The sequence below is a fragment of the Xanthomonas graminis pv. graminis genome (assembly GCF_030168915.1).
Lineage (GTDB): Bacteria > Pseudomonadota > Gammaproteobacteria > Xanthomonadales > Xanthomonadaceae > Xanthomonas_A > Xanthomonas_A translucens.
On record NZ_CP076255.1, the window covers coordinates 4,541,728 to 4,561,577 of the forward strand.

The 19,850-nt window shown below is 64.1% G+C and carries 9 protein-coding genes and 2 pseudogenes; 8 read left to right on the forward strand and 3 right to left on the reverse strand.

The features are described from left to right. Positions 1–699 precede the first annotated feature (699 nt). The 3 genes and pseudogenes from KHF85_RS19740 to KHF85_RS19750 all read left to right on the forward strand — a co-directional run bounded on the left by KHF85_RS19740 (position 700) and on the right by KHF85_RS19750 (position 7,224). On the forward strand, positions 700–5,787 hold the full coding sequence (locus KHF85_RS19740; protein WP_409976719.1) for a transducer protein car: 5,088 nt from the start codon (positions 700–702) through the stop codon (positions 5,785–5,787). 347 nt (positions 5,788–6,134) lie between these two features. Beyond that, positions 6,135–6,678, forward strand: a pseudogene (locus KHF85_RS19745) (GNAT family N-acetyltransferase). 3 nt (positions 6,679–6,681) lie between these two features. Then, complete coding sequence (locus tag KHF85_RS19750) at positions 6,682–7,224, forward strand: DinB family protein (protein WP_284567974.1); 543 nt, start codon at positions 6,682–6,684, stop codon at positions 7,222–7,224. A 211-nt stretch (positions 7,225–7,435) separates the two neighbouring features. Here the strand turns inward: KHF85_RS19750 and KHF85_RS19755 are convergent, their stop codons facing one another. Next, on the reverse strand, positions 7,436–8,089 hold the full coding sequence (locus tag KHF85_RS19755) for a YceH family protein (RefSeq protein WP_284567975.1): 654 nt from the start codon (positions 8,087–8,089) through the stop codon (positions 7,436–7,438). 216 nt (positions 8,090–8,305) lie between these two features. Then, on the reverse strand, positions 8,306–11,386 hold the full coding sequence (locus tag KHF85_RS19760; protein WP_009602002.1) for a Tn3 family transposase: 3,081 nt from the start codon (positions 11,384–11,386) through the stop codon (positions 8,306–8,308). A gap of 145 nt (positions 11,387–11,531) precedes the next feature. On the opposite strand from KHF85_RS19760, the gene KHF85_RS19765 reads away from it, so the two are divergent. Both KHF85_RS19765 and KHF85_RS19770 read left to right on the forward strand, forming a co-directional pair. Further along, the gene (locus KHF85_RS19765; RefSeq protein ID WP_009602003.1) at positions 11,532–13,232 is read left to right on the forward strand and encodes a site-specific integrase; all 1,701 of its coding nucleotides are present in this window, start codon (positions 11,532–11,534) and stop codon (positions 13,230–13,232) included. Positions 13,233–13,809: 577 nt separating this feature from the next. Continuing rightward, on the forward strand, positions 13,810–15,225 hold the full coding sequence (locus KHF85_RS19770; protein WP_196765268.1) for a YopJ family acetyltransferase: 1,416 nt from the start codon (positions 13,810–13,812) through the stop codon (positions 15,223–15,225). Between the two features lie 238 nt (positions 15,226–15,463). Here the strand turns inward: KHF85_RS19770 and KHF85_RS19775 are convergent, their stop codons facing one another. Further along, positions 15,464–16,420, reverse strand: a complete 957-nt coding sequence (locus KHF85_RS19775; RefSeq protein ID WP_009597007.1) for an IS30 family transposase — start codon at positions 16,418–16,420, stop codon at positions 15,464–15,466. Between the two features lie 164 nt (positions 16,421–16,584). Between KHF85_RS19775 and KHF85_RS19780 the strand changes: the two genes are divergently transcribed. The 3 genes and pseudogenes from KHF85_RS19780 (at position 16,585) to KHF85_RS19785 (ending at position 19,829) form a co-directional block, all read left to right on the forward strand. Continuing rightward, a complete protein-coding gene (locus tag KHF85_RS19780) occupies positions 16,585–18,180 on the forward strand; it encodes a hypothetical protein (protein ID WP_139310055.1) in 1,596 nt (531 codons plus the stop codon). Between the two features lie 178 nt (positions 18,181–18,358). Beyond that, a pseudogene (locus KHF85_RS20690) lies at positions 18,359–18,559 on the forward strand (integrase); the annotation flags it as partial. A 181-nt stretch (positions 18,560–18,740) separates the two neighbouring features. Continuing rightward, complete coding sequence (locus tag KHF85_RS19785; RefSeq protein ID WP_284567976.1) at positions 18,741–19,829, forward strand: alginate lyase family protein; 1,089 nt, start codon at positions 18,741–18,743, stop codon at positions 19,827–19,829. Positions 19,830–19,850: the final 21 nt, after the last annotated feature.

Below are 19,850 nucleotides of genomic sequence, written 5' to 3' on the forward strand. Positions count from 1 at the left end.
GAAGCGCCGATCGCACCACCACCTGACTTAGGCCGCATCGGCAAGCGCATCCGCCGGATTCGGCCACAGCCGCAGCGACATCCGCAAAAGCGTATTGCTTGAAGAGTGCGTCTCTGAGGGATGCGTTCGGGCGTCGCAGCGCGCGGCATCGATGGGGGGATCGGCAGCAGCAGGCCTTTCGCCGGGGTCTGCGACCTTTCACGCGCCAGCACGGTGCGCCGGGCCGATGCCGCGCAAAAGAACGCGCGCGATCATGAGCGCCTGCGGGCGAAACCCCCAATGCGCACGTCCCGTCGACGGCATTCCATTTCGTAGCCGGACTCACCTCATTCGCCCCTTGAGATCCACGCGATGAAAATCAAGGTTCGCCAGGCATTTGAGTTGGTTGCTTGTCCGGTTGCATGACCCGGTGTTGAGAAAATGACTAAATTAAATATGCTTTTCGCAAGCACGCCTGCTCCCCAGTCTCCGGTGACGCAGGCGCAGCAACCAGCCGGTGACGACGGCGCTGGACCGAGCGCTCCGGCCGAATCCCTGCCTGCGGCCCTGCTCACGGCCCGGCCCAGCCGCACATCGCCCGTGCGCGCCGGCGAGCCGCCTTTGCACGTGCGCACCCAGGCCATGCCCGGCGGCCGGCGCGCACGCGTGCAGGCCGGCACCCCCGACACCCGCGAGCTTGCGCGTGCGATGGATGCGTGGCTGAAGCGTCGTCCGCCCGTGCAAGGCGAATCCAGCCTGGGCAACGGCGGCCGGCTGCTGCGCTATGCCGCCGACGCACGCGCGCCGCTGGCGCCACGCAACGAAGCGTTTTTCGTGTCGCATCCTGGCCTACTGGTCGCCGCACTGACGGTGGATCCGCAGCTCGAGGCGATGGCCGGCGGGCCGCCGAGCGCCGAGCGCGTCGCCGCCCAGCTCTCGGCGCCGCCGGTCGGGATGCTGACCGACATCTGGCAGGACGCGGACGGCAGCGCCTTCCTCGAACGCGCCGGCCATCTGCACCTGGCCGGCGCGGATGGCCGCTGGACGCCTCTGCGTCCGCTCGGCATGCGCAATGCGCCGACGCTGCAAATGATCGGCCGACAAGCCGACGGCGCGGTTTACGTGCACGACGGCCGGCAGCTATGGCGCGCGCACGCGGCAATGGCATCGATGCAGCCGATTGCGCAGATCCCTCCTGGCAGAGTGACCCGCGTCGATGCCAATGGCGTGCCGCTGGAGTTGCACGATGGCTGTCTGACATCGCATGCCACGAACACGCCCAGGCGCACAGTGGAACTGTGGCGCCCCAGGACCGCAGGCCCGGGATTCGAACCCAGCCCGGCGCTGCCGGTCGATCTGCTGCCGCTGCCCGGCGGGATCGGTGACGAGGCGCTGATCCTGGATGACAAGGGGCGCGTCTACCACGCCGATCTGAGCGGTAGCGATTCCATCCAGGCACAGCGGCTGGAGTTGCCCGAAGGCAGGCAGCACCAGGACGGTTGGGTGGTCACCCGCATGGGGCTGGCCGCCGACAACACCGTGCATTTGTTGCTGGAACACCAACAAGGGCGCCGTGTGGTGCTACAGCGCCCGCCAGGGCAGGACGTCTTCTCCCCGGCGTACCTGCTCGACCAGCCGCTGCTGCTGATCCGCACCGACGGCCTGCACTCGCCAGCGGACAGCGAGGTGAGCGAGCCGGTCCTGCTCGATGGGCACGCGCGCCTGGGCCATATCGATGGCGTTCTGCACTATCAGGCGGCGCCCGGGCAACCGTGGACGCGGCCGATCGGGGACGGCGGCGCACCGTTGACCGAAGTGGATGTTCTGCAGACCAGTCCGTTCGGTTTCATAGACCGGCGTTCGGCCTTTGCACTGCTGGAAGGGAAACGGCAACTGGTCGAACTGAAACTGAACGGGCGCACCACCTGGTTGCCCGCAAATCCCGCACCCAGCACGCCCTCCGGCGGACCACTGGCGGTCGTCCCCGATCACGTGCATGTCGACACCGTGCATCTGGCGGACTTCGACGAGCCGGTGCAGCAGTTGGCGGTGGACATCGACCAGACACTGGTGGCCCTGTCCGAAAACCATACCTTGCAACTCATCGCGCCGGGACAGCCCGCGCGTGAACTGAAAGGGCTGCAGCGTCCGATGGCGATCGCGATCGGACTGGATGGCGGCCTGCACGTGCTCGACCACGTCGAGAATGTCGGCCCACAGCTGAAGCGGCATGTGGCCGATGACACCTGGCACGACGTGGCGTTGATGCTGCCATCGGCAGAGCCGCCGCTATCGCTGCGCAGCACGCGAAGCGGGCAGCTACAGCTGCTCATCGAGAACAAGTGGCATGTGTTGTTGCCGTCGATGACGGCCGCCGACGGCACCCGCCAAGCGTCGCGCGTGGCGCCCGAAGCGGCGCCGGAGGAACCTGCCGCCGACGGCACCCAGTCCGGGACCAACGCCATCTTGAATGCACGGCAGCCCACCCGCATCAGCACACGGCATCACGATGCCGCCGTGACCAGCACCTTGCTGGGCGCCACCTCCAGCGATCCGCTGACCGCGCGCTCCACCGTGCGCGTGTTTGCCGACACGGCCAAGGCGCAGGCCAGCAGCATGGCCAGAATGCTGGGCGATGCCGCCGTGGCCACCGGTCGCGCCACGGCGCGGTCGGTGGGTATCGCGCTGCCGCAAACCGCACAGCAGGTGCGCCTGAGCCGGTTTCGTGGAGATGCCCAGCAGGTGACCAACCGTGCGACCGAACTGTTCGAGCAACTGCCGGACTTGGCCGAGGCGCGCATCGCCGCCGCGGTGGGGCCGGTGCAGCCGGAACACTGCGCATTCTCGCCAGCGCAGCGCGATCAGCTGCTGCGCATGCGCGAGGCCGAACTCGGCACCTTGCTGCGCGAGCTGCGCAAGATCGGCATCCGCGAGCGCGTGATTGCTCCCGACTTCTCCGCGTTGAAGGACCGCAGTGCGGCAGCGACGACGTCCACTGCCAGCTATCGTCTCGCCGAACGCTGGCGCAGCGCGCGGACCACCGTCTCCAGCACGGCCCGGCGTGCCGGCGGGGGCCGCAGCGACGACCTGCTGCCGGCCCTGGATCGCAGCCTGGCGGCACTGGCAGCGGTGGCGGCGGACCAGCCCGCGACACTGTCCGCGCATGAGGCCGAACTCTTGCTCGAAGTGCGCCAGATCAGCGGCCAGTTGAAGACCGCGGGTGTCTGCCTACCGGCGATTCAACCGGACCCGGCCACCGGCAACGGCGGGGCACCCCACGCGCTGCGGACCGCCTGCTTGCTCGGCAGCCTGGTCGAGTACGACGCGCTGCTGCGCACCGATACCGTGCCGTCGCTACAGCATGCCGAGGAGCGACAGAAGGCGTCCGCGTTGCGCAGCCTGTCCAAGCTAGGCCTGTCGTCCTGGCAGGAACTGGAAGCGTTCGACGATGTCGTGGCCACGTTCCGCGAACAAATCGCGACGCCGGGCACGGCGCGCCGGCTGCAATTGCTGAAGAGCCTGGGATTGCCAGCCGATGCGGCTCCTGACGAGATGGCCTCGCGCATGACCGACCTGCTGCAGGATCTTTTCAACCGCAGCACCTTCTTCTCCGTCGCGTCGAAAGCGGCGGAGTTGCGCGGCGCGTTGGGGTATCCGATCTGGGCCCAGATCAATCCGATCAACGTAGGCGCCGGCGGCGAAGCCATCCATGCCTTGGGGGTCGAACGCATCGGCGATTCGAAGGACGGCGACGCTGGACTGGTCGCATTCTTCGTTCGCCATGCCAAGGGCAACCTCTCCGCCACCTCCAGCGCAAGGATCAAGCTCGATCCCGTGGTGGTGAGCCTGCCCCTCTACGAAAACAAAGCGTCGGGAAGAAAATCCTCGATCGGCTGGGGCGGTTCCGCCAGCCTCAGCCTGGGCGGGGCCTACCAGCATGGCGTGGGCGCGGCAGTCATCCTTTCTCCATCCACGATCCCCGAATTCGCCCGGCTGCTGTTCGACCGGCATGACCCGGACACCAGCAAACTGTTGCGCGCTGGCGTGAACGAAGGCGCGATCGGCCTGGACCTGTTCGAGACCAACTTCAACGCCAGCACTGCACTGAGCATGCCGGAAGCGGGCGTCAGTGATAGCCGCCAGTATGGCGCGCAGAAGCCGGCCCCCGATCCTGCACATCCGCCGGCGGCGAGCGCAGCCAATGGGCGCAGTTCCAACTCCTGGAACCTATCCACCGGCGCCACTTTGCGAGCCGGCGTGCACTGGAATGAAATGGAGCTGCATCTGGATCACGCCTGGACCGATATCATCGGCCTCGAGTTTCAGGGACGCGCCGATTTCAGCATGGAGGGCAATCTCGGCCTGAGCGCTGGCGGCCAAATGTCCACCGCGTTCGGTGCCGTCTTCCGTAACCTCATCACTGCGTTGACCAATGTCGGCAGCCTGCAGCTGGGGGGCATTCGCGTGGCGTGCGGCGATGTACAGCTGCCGCTGAGCGCCGCATTGAGCGACGCGCCCGACGGGCCGGTGCTCGGCACCGCCAGCTACAAGCGCACGCTGGATGCCAAGGCGGCAAGTCCGATCACGCCTGCCAATTGGCAACACATGGCCGACCTGCTGCGCGCGACGTTTCCCGAAGGCGCGGCCGAACTGGATTCGCTGGACTATCCCTCCCTGCCCAGCGAACGCATCGCGTTTCTCGAACACGTGATCGACCGCATCCAGGGCGAACCTGCCCGCACCATCGAAGCGCAAGGGGCGCTGGAGGGCGCACCGTTGCGACTGCAGATTGCGCAGGCGCAGGGCGCCACGCGGGAGGCGGCCGGTTCGCTGTGGCACTCGCGCTCGGAAACCAAGCGCGCAGTCGTGTTGGAGATGCTGCAGGAGCTGCGGCAGGAAGAATCGCTTGCCGCACGCCACCGCGCCCGGCTGATTCCAGGCGCACGCGTGGAACTGAACATGTTCGGGCGGGAATCGCTGGACAAGGTGGTGACCCATGCGCTCGGCCATTCGGGGCTGGGTTCGAAGATGGGCGACCTTGCCGATGTGCGCCGGCAGATCACCGGCCTGGACGAAGTATTGAGCCGTTTCAAGGACATTCCCTACATCAACCAGGTTCGCTTCGTCTTCGAGATGAGGCCGCAGGCCATGACCGTCATCAACGACGCGCTTGCTGCCAAGGCGCAGGAACAGGACGCCGACATGCTGGGAATCTCGACCACAGCGTCCGGGATGGACTGGCGCAACGTACTCGACAAGACCCGCAACGCCCCGGACCTGTACCGCCTTGCCGCGATCGCCGTGCACAATACGGACTCCAACATGATCGGTCACCAGATAGGGTTGCCGCTTGTGAACCTGTCCACCAATGCCGGTACCTCACACCAGCTGTTCGAAGCGGAGATCCAGTTCCGTTATGGTCTCTATGACCAGCTGCAAGGCGCCGAAGTGCTGGAAGCGGGCGGTCGCGCCCTGCAGCAGCGCTTGCAGCTGGACGGTACCCAGGCGATCGGGCGCCAGGCCATGGCGCGGTCGTCGCAGTTCGGCCCGCCTTCTCCGCGCGGCAAGCGCCCAAGCGATGCAACATCGAGCACGACATCGCCAGCACGGAGCGACCACTCGTATGCGCAACAACTCGACCCGCAACCGCTGCCGTACTCGCTTCATATGTCGCCTCGGCACGACCGCAGTCAAAGCCCCGAGCTCGAGCCCTATGGAGATGGCGGCCCGGAGGCGCAGGCCGATCGCGAACGCGTCCTGGCGGAAATCCACACATGGTCTCCCTCCCCGGACCGAACCAGGCGCTGACCGCAGCAGACCACGCCGCCATGGCCTGGCGTGGCCTGTGGTCGCTACCCGTGGCCCGGCTGCTGCCGGGTGACCTCGCCGATGGACGCGCCGTCGCTGCGCCCAGCCGATAGACGTCGACCCGGGCCGCCGCGACGGCGCCGACGCCATGAGCACGGAGCCGCTTCAGCGCACGGCAAGCCCACACCTGTGCGATCGTGACGCGTCTGCGCAGCCCATGCGGCATGGCGGACGTCCATGCGATGCGGGATGCGGCAGACAGCACTGGCGCGCGGGCCTGCGCGCGCTTGCCAAGCCGTGGCGGCCGCGGCACGCTGAGGGCCTCGTCGTCCCTGCCAGGAAGACCCGTGACCGCCGTGATCGAAACCGCGCGCTTGCGTCTGCGCCTGCTGGAACCCGAGCGCGACGCCGCGGCGACGCTGGCGCTGCTCAACGACCCCGGCTTCCTGGCCCATATCGGCGACCGCGGCGTGCGCGACGCAGCCCAGGCGCGCAACTACCTCGCTGACGGCACGGTACGCAGCTACACCCAGAACGGCTTCGGCCTGTATGCCGTAGAGCGCCGCGACGATGGCGCCAGGCTCGGCATGGCCGGCCTGGTGATGCGCCCCCACCCTGCCTTGCCCGGACCTGGGCTACGCGCTGTTGCAGCCGTCCCAAGGCCATGGCGATGCAGGCGAGGCCGCGCGCGCCGTCCTGGCGTACGCGCGAGAGACCCTGGCGCTGCCGCGCCTGTGCGCGATCGTGGCGCCGGACAACGCGCGCTCGATCCGGCTGCTGCAGGCGCTCGGCTTCGCCGCGCAAGGCCGCATGCGGGTCGCCGCCGATGCGCAAGAGGTCGCGCTGTACGCACGCGACCTGTCCGCCTCGAACGAACGACCAGGAGCTTGAGCAGTGGACGCTCTGGAATCGCTGCAGTTGCTGGCGCGCTACAACCAGTGGATGAACGAGCAGCTGTATGCCGCCGCGGCGACGCTGCCGGAGCAGGCGGTCGCGCAGCCGCGCGGTGCGTTCTTCGGCTCGTTACTGGGCACGCTCAACCACCTGGTGGTGGCCGACACGATCTGGCTGCAGCGCTTCGCCAAGCACCCGGCGCAGTATCCGGCATTGAGCGCAATCGCCGCCGCTCCGATTCCCGCCGCGCTGGATGCACTGCAGGCCACGACCCTGGCTGCGCTATTGACCCAGCGCCAGACGCTGGACGCCACCATCGCCACCTGGATGACGCAGGTGAGCGCCGCGGACCTGGACATCACGCTGCACTACCGCAACACCCGCGGCGACGCCCATCGCCGGCGCTTCGGCGATGTGCTGCTGCATTTCTTCAATCACCAGACCCACCACCGCGGCCAGGCCACCACCCTGCTCAGCCAGGCCGGCGCGGAAGTGGGCGCGACCGATCTGCTGATGTTGATTGCGCAGATGGAAGTCGAATGAGGATCGATGCTGCCGGCGGCACGACAGCAATACGCGCTAACGATGGTGGGAGACAGCATGATCCGCGCGCCCAGCGTCCCCGAGCGGTTGACAGAAGACTCGCCGCATCGGCTTCGGCGAGTCGATGCGCGCGGCCATGATGCCGAAGCCCAAGGCACGCTAGCGACGACGCCAGCCCCCTGCTGCTGCCGCCTCCTGCGTCACGAAGGCGCTACGCCGTACCGCGCTGCGCCTGCAATCCGGCAACGATCTCGCGCAGCTCTGCCACCTCGGCCTCCAGCGCCTGCACCCGCGCTTCCAGCTCGTCGTTGCCGGACGCCGCCGGGCGCGACTTGAACGAGGCCGCCAGCGCCTCCGCATCGATCGGCCCGCCGAGCAGATGCATGTAGCGTTCCTCGCGCTGGCCGCTGGCGCGCGGCAACTGCACCGCCAACTGGCGCTGCGCCAGACGCTCCAGTTGGTGCCGCACGTCCTCGGCATCGGCGAACCGCGCCATGCGCTCGGCTCGCGCCAGCAACTCGTTCGCCGTCTGCGGACCGCGCAGCAACAACAGCGCGATCAGGATCACCTGCTGCTGGGTCAGATCCAGCGCCGCCGCCAGGCGATGCTCGTAGCGCACCGCGCGCGAAGAGAACTGCTGGCGCGCAAGCCCATACCCTTCCAACTGGCGCAGCGCATGCTGCACATCGCCCGGACTCAGCGACAGCACCGGCTCGCGCGAAGTCTTCTGGTTGGCCGCCACCACCGTCGCATTGACCGTGAGCGGATACGCATCCGGCGTGGTGGCCTCTTTTTCGATCAGGCAACCGAGCGCACGGGCCTCGACGGCGGAGAGAACGGGAGGAGGCGGCGCATCGGTCGTCATCGTGGGATACCAGAGCGGCAGGGGTGGCTAGGATAGCCCGGCATGCGGCGACCGCTGGGATTTTCCTGTCACCCTTCCATGCAGGCATGCGTTTGCAACACCATCTTGGCGTCAGCGTGCAGCGCCCTGCCTGGCAGATGCAGGCTATTTCTGTCGATCCCCCAAAAAATCAAAGTCGGCTGTAAGCGATTGATTTAAAATGGAAAATCTGCCGCGCTAGGCCTGTGACGGTCCCTCCGTGAACGCTCGGCTCCAGTAGGCCGCTTCGGCAAAGAGCGCAGCCAGGGCGTCGAGGTCGACTTTCGTTTGCGCATCGCTGAACTCGAAGTTGCCGAACAGGTTCACGTGCTGCCAGGCGACGGGCGAGATGCCACGCAACGCGTTGATGGCGGCCTGGTCGCCTGCGGCCAACTTCTGTTCGTAGACCTTGGACAGCAGGGCCGTGTTGTAGAAGATCACGGCATTGGCGATAAACCGCGAGCACTCGTTCCAAAGTTGCTGCTCGGCCTCGGTCTTCACGCGGAACGCGCCGCCGTTGACGTAGGCCACCGCCCGGCGAAACCGGTGGTAGGCCTCGCCTCGGTTCAGCGCCTTCTGCACGGCCTGCCTCAGGTCCACGTCGTCGATGAAGTCGAGGATGTAGAGCGTTCGGCAAATGTCTTCGAGCTCCCACAAGGCACGCTTGGTCTGGTTTTGCCGCAAGTAGCTGCTGAGCTTGCGCACGATGGTGGCCTGCGTCACGTCCTTCTGCGCCAGCGACGCCATGATGCGCAGGATGTTGGGCCACTCCTTGATGATGAGCTCCTCGCTGACTTTGCGGGACGGCCGAATCAGCATCTCGTCACCGTAGGAGCTCGGGCTATCGAAGCCCACCAGCGTCATCGCCTTCTTGTACAGGTCGCGGTAGCGCGGTGCAAACCCGTAGCCGTAGACCCGCAGGGTCCAGAAGTTCACCTGGTTGGTGCCATGCGTGTCCGTGGAATGGCGCTCCGGCTTGATGTCCGAGGTGTTGTTGTGCAGTAGGTCGAACACGTAGTGGCTTTCATGTTCCTGCGTGCCGATGATGCGTGCATTGATCGGCAGATGGTTGGCCACCAGCGTGCATGCGCTCACGCCCTTTTGTAGCCCGAAATACTTCGGCGAATGCCGGGCATTGAAGGTGTTGATCTGCGTTTCGAAGCGCTGACCGTCGCTGCTGGAGTGCAGCTTGTCGCCGATGTTGTACAGATGGAAAACCGGCAGCTTCGCGGTGGCGTTGCTGATGGCGTCGTTGGCCGCACGCAAGGTTTCCAGCCGCAGGTAGTTGCGCGCGGTCCCCTGCAACGATGCGAAGCTGATGCCCGACACCTCAGCCATTTTCAACAGACCCATGTTGGTGCCCAGCGCGACGACGCAGGCCAAGATCTGCCGGGCGTCTGGCGCCTGCTTGACGTAGCGCTCGAGCACGTGGGTGAAGCTGTTGAGGAATCCGGTGCCCCCGGCAACGAACCAAAGTAAGTCGGCGATGCCGATACCCGGGAGTTGGCCATAGAAGGGGCTGTTGGCCGGCTCCTTGGCCGTCGGATAGATCAGACTCCAGCGGCGCTTTTCACCGCGGCCGCGAATCTTGATGTGCTCATTGGTGGCTTCGAGAATCCGCCGGTTCACGTCCACAAAGCGTGTGCGCACCGCCTCGCGAAAGGTGCTGAGCGTGTCCTCGATCGGCGCCAGCAGCAGTGGTACGCCGATCTCGGCAAGCACGGCATCGCGCTGGGCCCAGCGTTCGTCGCTGATCAGGTCATCCTCGAAGCGGCGGAACTCGTTGCTGTGCTCCACGAAGACATCCCCGGCCTGCAGCGCCTGGCACAGCAGCCGGTAGGCCAGGAACTCGTAGCGGTCGGTATCGAGCCGGTTCGCGCGTACCTTGCCCTCGTGGTACAGGTACAGACGCAGGTGCTTTGGGATCAGATGCCGGGGAAAGGCCTCGGGTTTGACGTCGCGCGGCGACTGGCCCGCGCGCAGCAACTTCTGCAAGAAGGTCACGGCCTGCAGCAGCGGAGCGTCCTCCACCCGTCCGCCGAAATCCAGCTCGCAGAACAAATGTCGCAGATTGAGCTTGAACGTGCGGGACAACTGCGTGTACTGACTCCACTGGTAGGCGATCTTGTCGAAGGCGATGTTGCGCAGATGGTCGGCCACCGTCGGGAACTGCTCGCGCTCGAGAAGGCCAAACGCCTTGGTCTGCACGTCTGCGAAGCGGGCATCGGTCGCGATGGAGGGGTCGATGAACAGTCGTAGCACGTCGCCTGCCGCGTGCAGGTTTTCGGTGGCGTTGAGCATGGCCTGGTTCATCGCTTCCTCGGCCGCCAGCTTGGCCTGGTGTTCGTAGTGCTCGACCAGGTGCACGAAGGACTCGATCAGGTTGTCGCTGATCTGACGGAACCGATGGAAGGCGAAGCACAGCAGATAGAGCCGGGCGCTGGCGCGCGGCATTTGCTGAAGTTTGTAGACCGAATAGAACTTCACCAGCGACGCGTAGTACTTGACGCTGTCGTTGGACAAGGCGGCCTTGACGAGGAACGTGCGCGCGAAATCGTGCAACGGCTGGAACCGCTGCCGGCGCTCGACCTCCTGCTTGAGCTCCTTGTGGCTGAAGTCCTTGGGCTCGCGTTTGAGCGCGCTGATGCGGTAGATCTGCTCATCGGCCGCGAGCAACTCGTCCAGTGCCCGGGCGACCTTGGCCGGCATGGATTTCTGGAGCAACGCGGCGACGCGGGTGCGTTCGTGCGTCACCACCCGGCCGATCATGTCCTGCAGGGTCGTGTACTTCGGCGCGACGATGTGCTCGTTGGTTAGGTACTGCAGCGACTCGCGAAGGATGTACGTCGGCTGAGTGGACAGCATCGCGATGCGCGCGGCCTTGTCCTGCAGGGCCTGCTGCGCTACGGCGTCGCAATGCCGAAAGCCGACCAGCTCCAGTACCCGGCGTTGGATCGCGGTGCGCGTCGTTGTCGACGGCGGCTTGATCGAATCCAGCGTGTATGCGGCCAAGTATTTCGTCAGCAGGTAGCGCAGATCCTCGGCCACCTCAGCCGGCTCGAACACGAAGAACTGGCACTTGGCCTTGAAGTAGCCCAGCTCGAGTGCCAGGTAGGCGCCCACCGATGGCGTGCGAGCCTGGACCGCTTCGAGTTCACGCGGGCCGAGATCGAAATACAGTTGTCGCTCGTCGTCGGTCAAGCGCGGCAGGCCGTACAGGGCATGGACTTCTTCCGGAGTGAGGATGAACAGGCGGTGCGAGTCGGCGGCCGACGACATTCGAGAGAGATCCAGTGCGGCGATTCTTGTTGGGAGCAGTCCGCCATGCGCGGGCTGCGCGACGGGCAAGGGGCGAGATTATGCCGAACTATTGAGATAAGGCTTATTATCAAATGGCCATCGCCAACTTCATAATCTGACGTTTGTGAAAACACGCCACCCCTCAGACTCGACCGCATCCGACCGCCTGGTCGGCCTGCCAGATGCGGACGCGCTAGCGGCCGTGCGGGCCTGGTACCAGGGACTCTCCGCGCGCGAAGCGGTCGCGCGGTATCTGAGCCATCGCAAAGTAGACGGGGATTCTTCGCGCGGCATCCTCGGGCGTGTGCGCCGGCAATTGGCCACCTATGTGCTGCAGTTTCACCGACCGGATCTCGCCGCATTGTTCAGTCACCCGGAATCCGAGCGATTCAAGCACGCCCGGACTGTCGCAAAGGCCATTGAACTGCTGCCAACGTTGGCTGCGGCCGAGCCGCTGATCGGCGACGACGTAGGGCAGTGGTTGCCACCGCGCGTCGCCAAGGCGCTGCAGGCGCATGGTATCAAGACGCTGGCGGCGCTGACCGTACGCATCCCGCGGCGGCGACGGTGGTGGACTGCCATTCCAGGCGTGGGGGCGGCTAGCGCTCGGCAGATCGAAGCCTTCTTTGCAGCGCATCCGCAGCTCACAGAACGCGCGCGAGCCTTGGTCGTCGTCGATCCGCCGCAAGACCTCGTGCCGTGGGAACGTATCGTCGTGCCGCGTGACGTCGATGGATCGCAGGGGACGTTCCGTGCTCCCCACGCGACGTGCACGCTGAGCGCGGACAACGACTACGACGCCGTGCACGCCTGGCTGGCCCTGCACGAATCGCAAGCCACCCAGCGCGCCTACCGAAAAGAGGCCGAGCGCCTGATCCTGTGGGCGATCGTCGAGCGCGGCCGTGCGCTGTCGTCGCTGACGACCGAGGACGCCGTTGCTTACCGGGCGTTCTTGCGCCACCCGGCGCCGCGCACGCGCTGGGTGGGCTCGTCGCGGCCACGATCCTCGCCCGAATGGAAACCCTTTGCCGGCGGGCTGTCGGCGCGTTCGGCCGCCTACGCCTTGACCGTCCTCGGCGCGCTGTATCGGTGGCTCATGCAGCAGCGCTACGTGCTCGCGAATCCTTTCGCCGGCATCAAGGTTCGGGGAACTGCGCACGTGCCTTCGGCGGCCGCGCGCGTGTTCTCGGACAGCGAATGGAGCCTGATCCGCACGGTGGCCGATGGCCTGGAGTGGTCGTACGGTTGGGAAGCGGCGGCTGCGCAGCGGCTGCGCTTCGTGCTGGATCTGGCCTACGGCACCGGGCTGCGCGCCAGCGAGCTTGTCGGCGCGACGTTGGGGCAGATCGAGACCGACGAGCGCAGCGATCACTGGCTGCACGTCGCCGGCAAAGGCGGCAAGGCGGGCAAGGTAGCACTCCCACCGCTGGCCTGGAGCGCCTTGAACCGGTACCTCACGCAACGGCGGCTGCCGACAACGCCCGTGCGGTGGAATCCGAACGTACCGCTGATCGGGGCACTGGAGCAGGACAGCGAAGCCGGCATCACGTCGGCCCGGCTGTGGAACGTTGTCAAACGATTCTTCGTCACGGCCGCCGACGTGATCGGCGAGAACAATCCGGCCACGGTAGACAAGCTTCAGCGTGCCAGTCCTCACTGGGTGAGGCACAGCCATGCGAGCCATTCGTTGGCGCGGGGTGCCGAACTCACGAGCGTTCGCGACAACCTTCGTCACGCATCGCTGTCCACGACCTCAATCTACCTGCACGGAGACGAGGTCAAGCGCGCCACGCAAATGAGAGCGGCTTTCGCCGAGCGCGACTGAAATGCGTTTCAAATCACTCGCTTTGCAGGTAGTGCTGCGCCGCCGACCGAGCCAGATCGGTTTCCTTGGCATGGTTGCATGAGGATATCCGAATCGGAGTTAGTCGTGTGGATCATGTACCTCGGCCTGTCATTTTTAGGCCAACCGCTTCGTTTTCATCCGCCTTTCTTCGCGTGCAATCATTGGGCGGTAACCCATCGCCGCCACAATCCTAGGTGATCTGCTCTATTCATGGATCTAGGAGGGGCGTGTCTCCAACTGTACGCCCCGAAAAAAACTTTAACCAAGGTATGGAATGACAGACTGGACAAACTATCGGAACCCGGGAAATCTGAATCCTTTTGACATGGAGTCTTTCAGGCAGGGCTACAGCCAATATGGGCAAGGGTCGCCAGTGTCGTCCCGAGCGCAGTCTCCTGCGTCATCCCGACCGCAAACACCGGCGTCATCCCGAGCTGAGTCCAAAGCTCCGTCGCCCGAACTCCAAGTATTGAGGGATCTGCCGAGCGGTCGCAAGTCGGCGCATCAGGCGGGGCGGCCTCCACGTGCGCCAAGCCTCTTACAGAAGTTGCGCAAAATGAGCCTTTGCTCCTCCAGCAACACGCAGGTCGACACTCGATGCATCCGCACGAAAAACCAAAATGATCGGAGCGCACGGAATACCAGCGAGCGTATCACTACGCGCGCCGATTACGCACAAGGTTCCAGTAGCGCGCCATACTCCGTCGAAGTTTACGATCCCTATGCCAACTTCTACTCATCAACGTCGGTGATGCCGGAATCGCCGGGAACTCGTGACGAGCACGAGATGCTTTGGCACTCCATGGGCGAATCACAGTTCACCCAGCCGTTTGACATGCCGACTTTGCAGCCGCTGTCGCCGTCGCCGTGGGATGAGTGGATGAGGCAAGACGATCTCGCGCTTCAGGAAGCTGAGGCAGCCTATGGCGCTGCCAATATTGCGTCGACCTCCCACGCATACAACGTGGAGAGCGCGCAGGCCCAGCAAGCGAGGTCGGATCTTATGGGCACCCTAAACTCCGCACTTGCCGATCTGGAACGGCTCGTAAATTCCAATGCCGACCCTGAATTGGCGGGATATCCGATAAAGCAACTGGATCGCCAAATCACGCCACTATTGATCGCCGCAGAAAATTGGCGTCGGCCCAACTTGAACTTGATTGCACTTCATACCAGTGAAGCCGCCACCGTCGACTCCGATGACGAAGATATGGATGAGCAAGCCCCGATGGCGGGCTCGCAGGAGATCGACGACTTTGTGAGATATAGCCCTCACGGACGATATCGCGCATTAATTGACAACGGGCAGCACACCAGGGTCGCTGACATTCATAAGAGCGAATCAGGCGTAAGCGTTATCCTGCTTGATCCGTTGAGGGTGGAGGAAGACGAGACAGCATACGATGATTACGCGGTAAACTTCAAACAAGACTTTGGAACGCATGCCGCTGCCAAGTGCGCATTTGTTCCACTGGATTTGCAAAAGTCGGCCTTTGGATGTCGAATATTTTCCATGTCTCTCGCACTGAAAATGCAGGCACGAGAGGGTGAATTTACGAACATGCACAGCGCACTGTACAGCGGTGATTTATCGCCCGTGGTACCGGGCAGCATGCAAACAGAAGATGACGAAGATGCACACGTCGTGCTGGATGCTGGGCCCCTTATCGATGCGAGTATGTTGAAGCATAACCAATCGCGCAGCTCGATTAAAAAATACCTACGAGAAAATCCAGACCAAGATGGCGTGATTGTCAACAACAAGCATGGTGAAACGCTGCGAACGAGAACCAAGCGCCACACTGTCGACCGTAAAGTTCCAGCAAAAAAAGAATCCGGAAGAAAAACGAAAACCATCACCTTCAACAACTCTATTGAACTGAAAAGAATCGCACTAGTGAAGCGGGCACTGAATTTTGTTTCAGTTGCACCATCTGAAGATGTCATTCAACTATCGGCGCTCATTAATTAATAATTTAATCGACGACAAAGACGTCAAGAAATGACGAGTCCGGTAGGCTCATCTTATGAGTCTTCACGTCGTTCGACGCCGGCTCTGGCTGATGTTTGATCCAACTCATGAAGCTACCCATTACCGAGATTCGCGATGTCGCCAACCTGCTGCCGTTGAAAAATCCGGACGCGCCTAAGACCACTTCGCTTGCGCGATCCCGAAGCTGGGAATCCCCCAGTGGTTTGGCCCGGCGGATTCAACTCCGATTCGCAACGCTGTTGAGGACCTCCTCGGAGAAGACTTCGAGGGGCGTTTTGAATCCGAGTATCTTGCGCGGACGATTGTAGAGTCGCTGTTCGATCCATCGCAGGTGCGCATCGGTGATGGTGCTGAAATCGATGTGTCGTGGCAAGTACTGGCGCGTCAATCCGTTGGCATTTTCGTTGCTGCCTCGCTGCCATGCGCAGTACGGATCTGCAAAATAGAAGTCGCTCTGCAAGCAGGCGGCAATGAGCCGATGATCGGCGAATTCCTTGCCGTTGTCGGCGGTGAGGGTGTGCACCGTGTGGCCTAGGCCGCCCAGGCGCTGGACGATGGCGTTGCGCACGTTCTCGGCGGTGCCGTCAGGCGAGTAAGCCAGCAGATGCAGGCGACTGCGGCGTTCGGTCATGCTGACCACCACGGCCTTTCCGTGTGAGGCCCGGAGGGTATCCAGCTCCCAGTCGCCGATGCGGCTTCGCTGCTCCACCACGCTGGGGCGCTGTGTCCAGCTGCGCCGATGTGTCAGCTGTCCGCGGCCATCGCGCACGCCCCGCCGACGGCGCTTGCGGCGGCGCTTGCGTAGATGCGTGAACAACTGGCCACCGCGCTTGTGGTCAGCGTAGATGTGCCGATAGATCCATTCGTGACTGGCCAGGCCGGTGCGACCGGCAATCTGTTCCGGGCTGAAGTCCTCGCTCAGCAGGACCTCGATCTGTGCGATGCGCTCAGCGTCGATGCGTGGACGCCGGCTGGCCTGCGTGCGCCGATGCTCGCTGATGCGCTGTGCGTGATCTGGCAGATAGTGCCGAGCGTGCTGATTGCGGCGCAGTTCGCGGCTGATCGTGCTGGGCGCGCGCTCCAACGCATCGGCGATGGCCCGCATCGACATCCCGGTTTCATATAACGCATGCAAACGGTATCGTTCGGCCTGGTCCAGGCGGCTGGATGACATGGGCAACTCCACTTGGCGGTGAAGTCGCTCAAGTCAGGTCGCCGGGCCACTTCACAACCGTTGGTGTTGCGAATCGGAGTTGAAGCCGCCCCCCTTTGGCAGGAAGTCTTCGCCGACGAAGAAGTTCCGAAGACTTCTCGACGCGTCGAGTCCGGCAAGCGGCAGTGCCGACATCACCAGAGACAAGGCTGTCAGCGAACAACTCGCTCTCTGCGTCTGGTGGTCCCAGCCTTGACGACCTGCCGGCGGAAGTCCAACACCGGCTCATAGAAACCCTTCGCAGCCATGACATCTTCCAGACGCTCAGCGACTTGCACGCGCTGAGAATGACCTCCACTGGGCTCCGTGACGCTGTGGCGGGAAGCATCGACCTGCACTACGACGAACTTTGTCACGCGGTCAACGAAGTCAATGCGTTCGTAAGCAGGATGCCGGATGAAATCCTCGCGGACGCCGAAGTGATGCGCTCTCTTGGAACGATGCTGACGTTCCTCTCGTCTCCACACCGCGAACGCCTCATCGCCTTGGTGGCTGGAGGCGTCGATGAGGAGCCCAGTGGGCGCGCCCTTGGTGCGCTTGGCGCTGCCATGCGCTGCCTGAACGATGGGCAGCGCGAGCGACTCGTTGTGGCCGCCACGCGCATCACGGACGATTGGGCCAAATCGGATGCATTGGTCGGTCTGGCAACGGGGATGGGCAATTTGCACCCGGAACAGCGCCAGCAGCTGATTTCCGTCGCCCTCGATATCGGCGACGAATGGGCCAGGGCGGATGCGTTGGTCGGCATGGGCCTGGTCATGGCTGAGCTGAGCGAGCCAGACCACGAGCGGCTCCTTGCCTGCGCGATTGGTATCCGCGACGAGTCGGCCCGCGCCGATGCGCTAGCAGGCCTAGGGGCCGGCATCGCCAACCTTGGCGGAACGCATCGCGATCGCCTGTTTGCCGCAATGATGAACCTCGGAAATGATCATCCCAAAGCTCTGGCTCTGACAGGGCTGGCGGCTGGGTTTGTTCACCTTAGCAACACCCAGCACGAGCTTTTCGTTTCGGTTTTGGAAGGTACCGGCAACAGAGTCGCGAAGGCGGTTGCACTTCGCGGGCTATGCACGGCAATGCCCCACTTGAGCACGCCGCAACGAGCGCGCATCGTGGCCGCCGTGATCGCCGCCGGACATGTCCACAACACTCGAGCGCTGGCCGAGTTGGGGGCAAGACTCTCTTTTCTCGGTACATCGCAGCGCGAGCAGGTCGTTATTGCCATCACGGAAATTCCCGACAAGGCCGCCATGTCCGTTGCCTTGACCGGCATGGGCGCCGGAATGGCCTGTCTTAGTGAGTCGCAGCGCGAGCGTCTGTTCCTCGCAGCAGACGGCATCGTCAATGAGTGGGCGAGAACTCGCGCTCTGGCTGGGCTCGCAGTTGGATTGGCCTTTCTGGACGAACAACAAAGCGACGGGCTGGTTACCGCGGTAGACGCCATTGGCGGCGAGTGGGCAAAGGCACACATGTTGTCAGCACTAGGGGCGAGCATGGCTCACATGACGGAGGCACAGCGTGAGCGGGTTCTGGCGGCCGCAACCGGCATTGCCGACGAGGGCGCCAGGGCCGTCGCGCTAACTGGAATTGGGACTTGGATCGCTCAACTTGGCGAGTCGAACCGCCGACAGCTCTTTGACGCAGCGGCGGATCTTTCCGATGCGTTGGTCAACGCCCGTGTCACGGCTCATTTGTGGGCGGCTGAAAGGCCGCGGTGGCCGTGAGACCCAGCAGTGAGAGGGCGTCGGTTTGCAAGGCGTGTGCGTGGCCAAGTTGGAATTCTTAAGTCGGTTCACCGTTCCGTTGCTCCCGAACCCCTTTTTCTTCTTGCGCCATCCGGCGCCGGGCATGCGCTGGGTGGGCTCGTCGCGGCCACGATCCTCGCCCGAATGGAAACCCTTTGCCGAGGGCTGTCGGCGCGGTCGGCTGCCTACGCCTTGCAGGCACAGCCATGCGAGCCATTCGCTGGCGCGGGGTACCGAGCTGACGAGCGTCCGCGATAATCTTTGTCACGCATCGCTGTACACCACCTCAATCCATCTGCATGGCGACGAGGTCAAGCGCGCCACGCAAATTAGAGCGGCTTTCGCCGAGCGGGCTTGAAAGTACGTTTCAAATCAAACGCTTAGAGCGACTTTGATTTTTTGGGGGATCGACACAAATGGCCATGCAGCGACGGTCGCTGCCTCCCATCCTCCTCTTGCCTGAAGCCATGCCCGGTTCATGCCACGCGTCATAGATTCGCCCACGTCGCAAGCCGCCATAGCCGCAAGGAGTGCCTCTCATGTCTTTCGCCGGGTTGCGAGCCAGCCTCGCCATCGCTGTCCTCGCGCTTTCTCCATGCGCACCGGCCATTGCGATGCAGCGCCTTTGGCCGACCGAGCAACAATGGCGCCAGCTCGGAACCGACAGCGACGCGGCTACCGCGCAACTGCACCTGGCCGACGCGGCACTGCACGATACCGCGCACCCCATCGCCGTGCTCAGCACCGCCGGCCGACTGAAAGGCGACCCCGCCAAGGCAGGCACCGAAACGAGCCTGGGCGACATGCGCAAGATCCAGGCACTGGCCGTGGCCTATGCCCTGACCGGCGAGGGGCGCTATGCGACCAAGGCCGGCGACTATCTCAGCCGATGGGCCGCAGTGAACCAGCCTAGCGGTGAACCCATCGACGAGACCGGCCTGGAGCCGGCGATCTTTGCCTACCGCATCGTCCGGAACGAACTCCCCACCGGCACCCGCCACGACATCGACGACTGGATGCGGCGCATCGCGCACGCCGAGATCGCATCGCGCGATCCCAAGCGCAAGACCGCCACCAACAACTGGCACAGCCATCGCCTGAAGAGTGTCGGCCTGATCGGCATCGCGCTGGACGACAACGCATTGATCGCCTACGCCAGGGATGGATTCAAGCAACAGATCGGCGACAACCTGCGACCGGACGGCCGGAGCATCGACTTCATCGAGCGCGATGCGCTGTCCTACCATGTCTATGACCTGCGGCCCCTGGTAACGCTCGCCCTGGCCTTCTCCGAGCGTGGCGAAGACCTGTATCACTGGCAAGCGCGCAACGGCGCATCGCTCGCGCATAGCGTGCAATGGCTGCTGCCCTACCTCCGCGGCGACAAGCCCCATGCCGAATTCGTCGGCAGCGACGTCGCCTTCGACAAAGCCCGCTCGCGCAACGGCGAAGCGGGCCATGTGATCGGCAGCACCTACACCCCGCGCGACGCATTGCCGCTACTGTCGCTGACGGCGGCCTATGACCCAGACAGCGCCCGCTTGGCGACGCAGCTTGGTGGCAGCACGGCGGATCTGCGCCTGGCTTTGAGCTTGCTGCCTGCGCGGCCGCTGTCGAGCGCCAGGTAGAAAAGTTGGCTGATCGCGGTG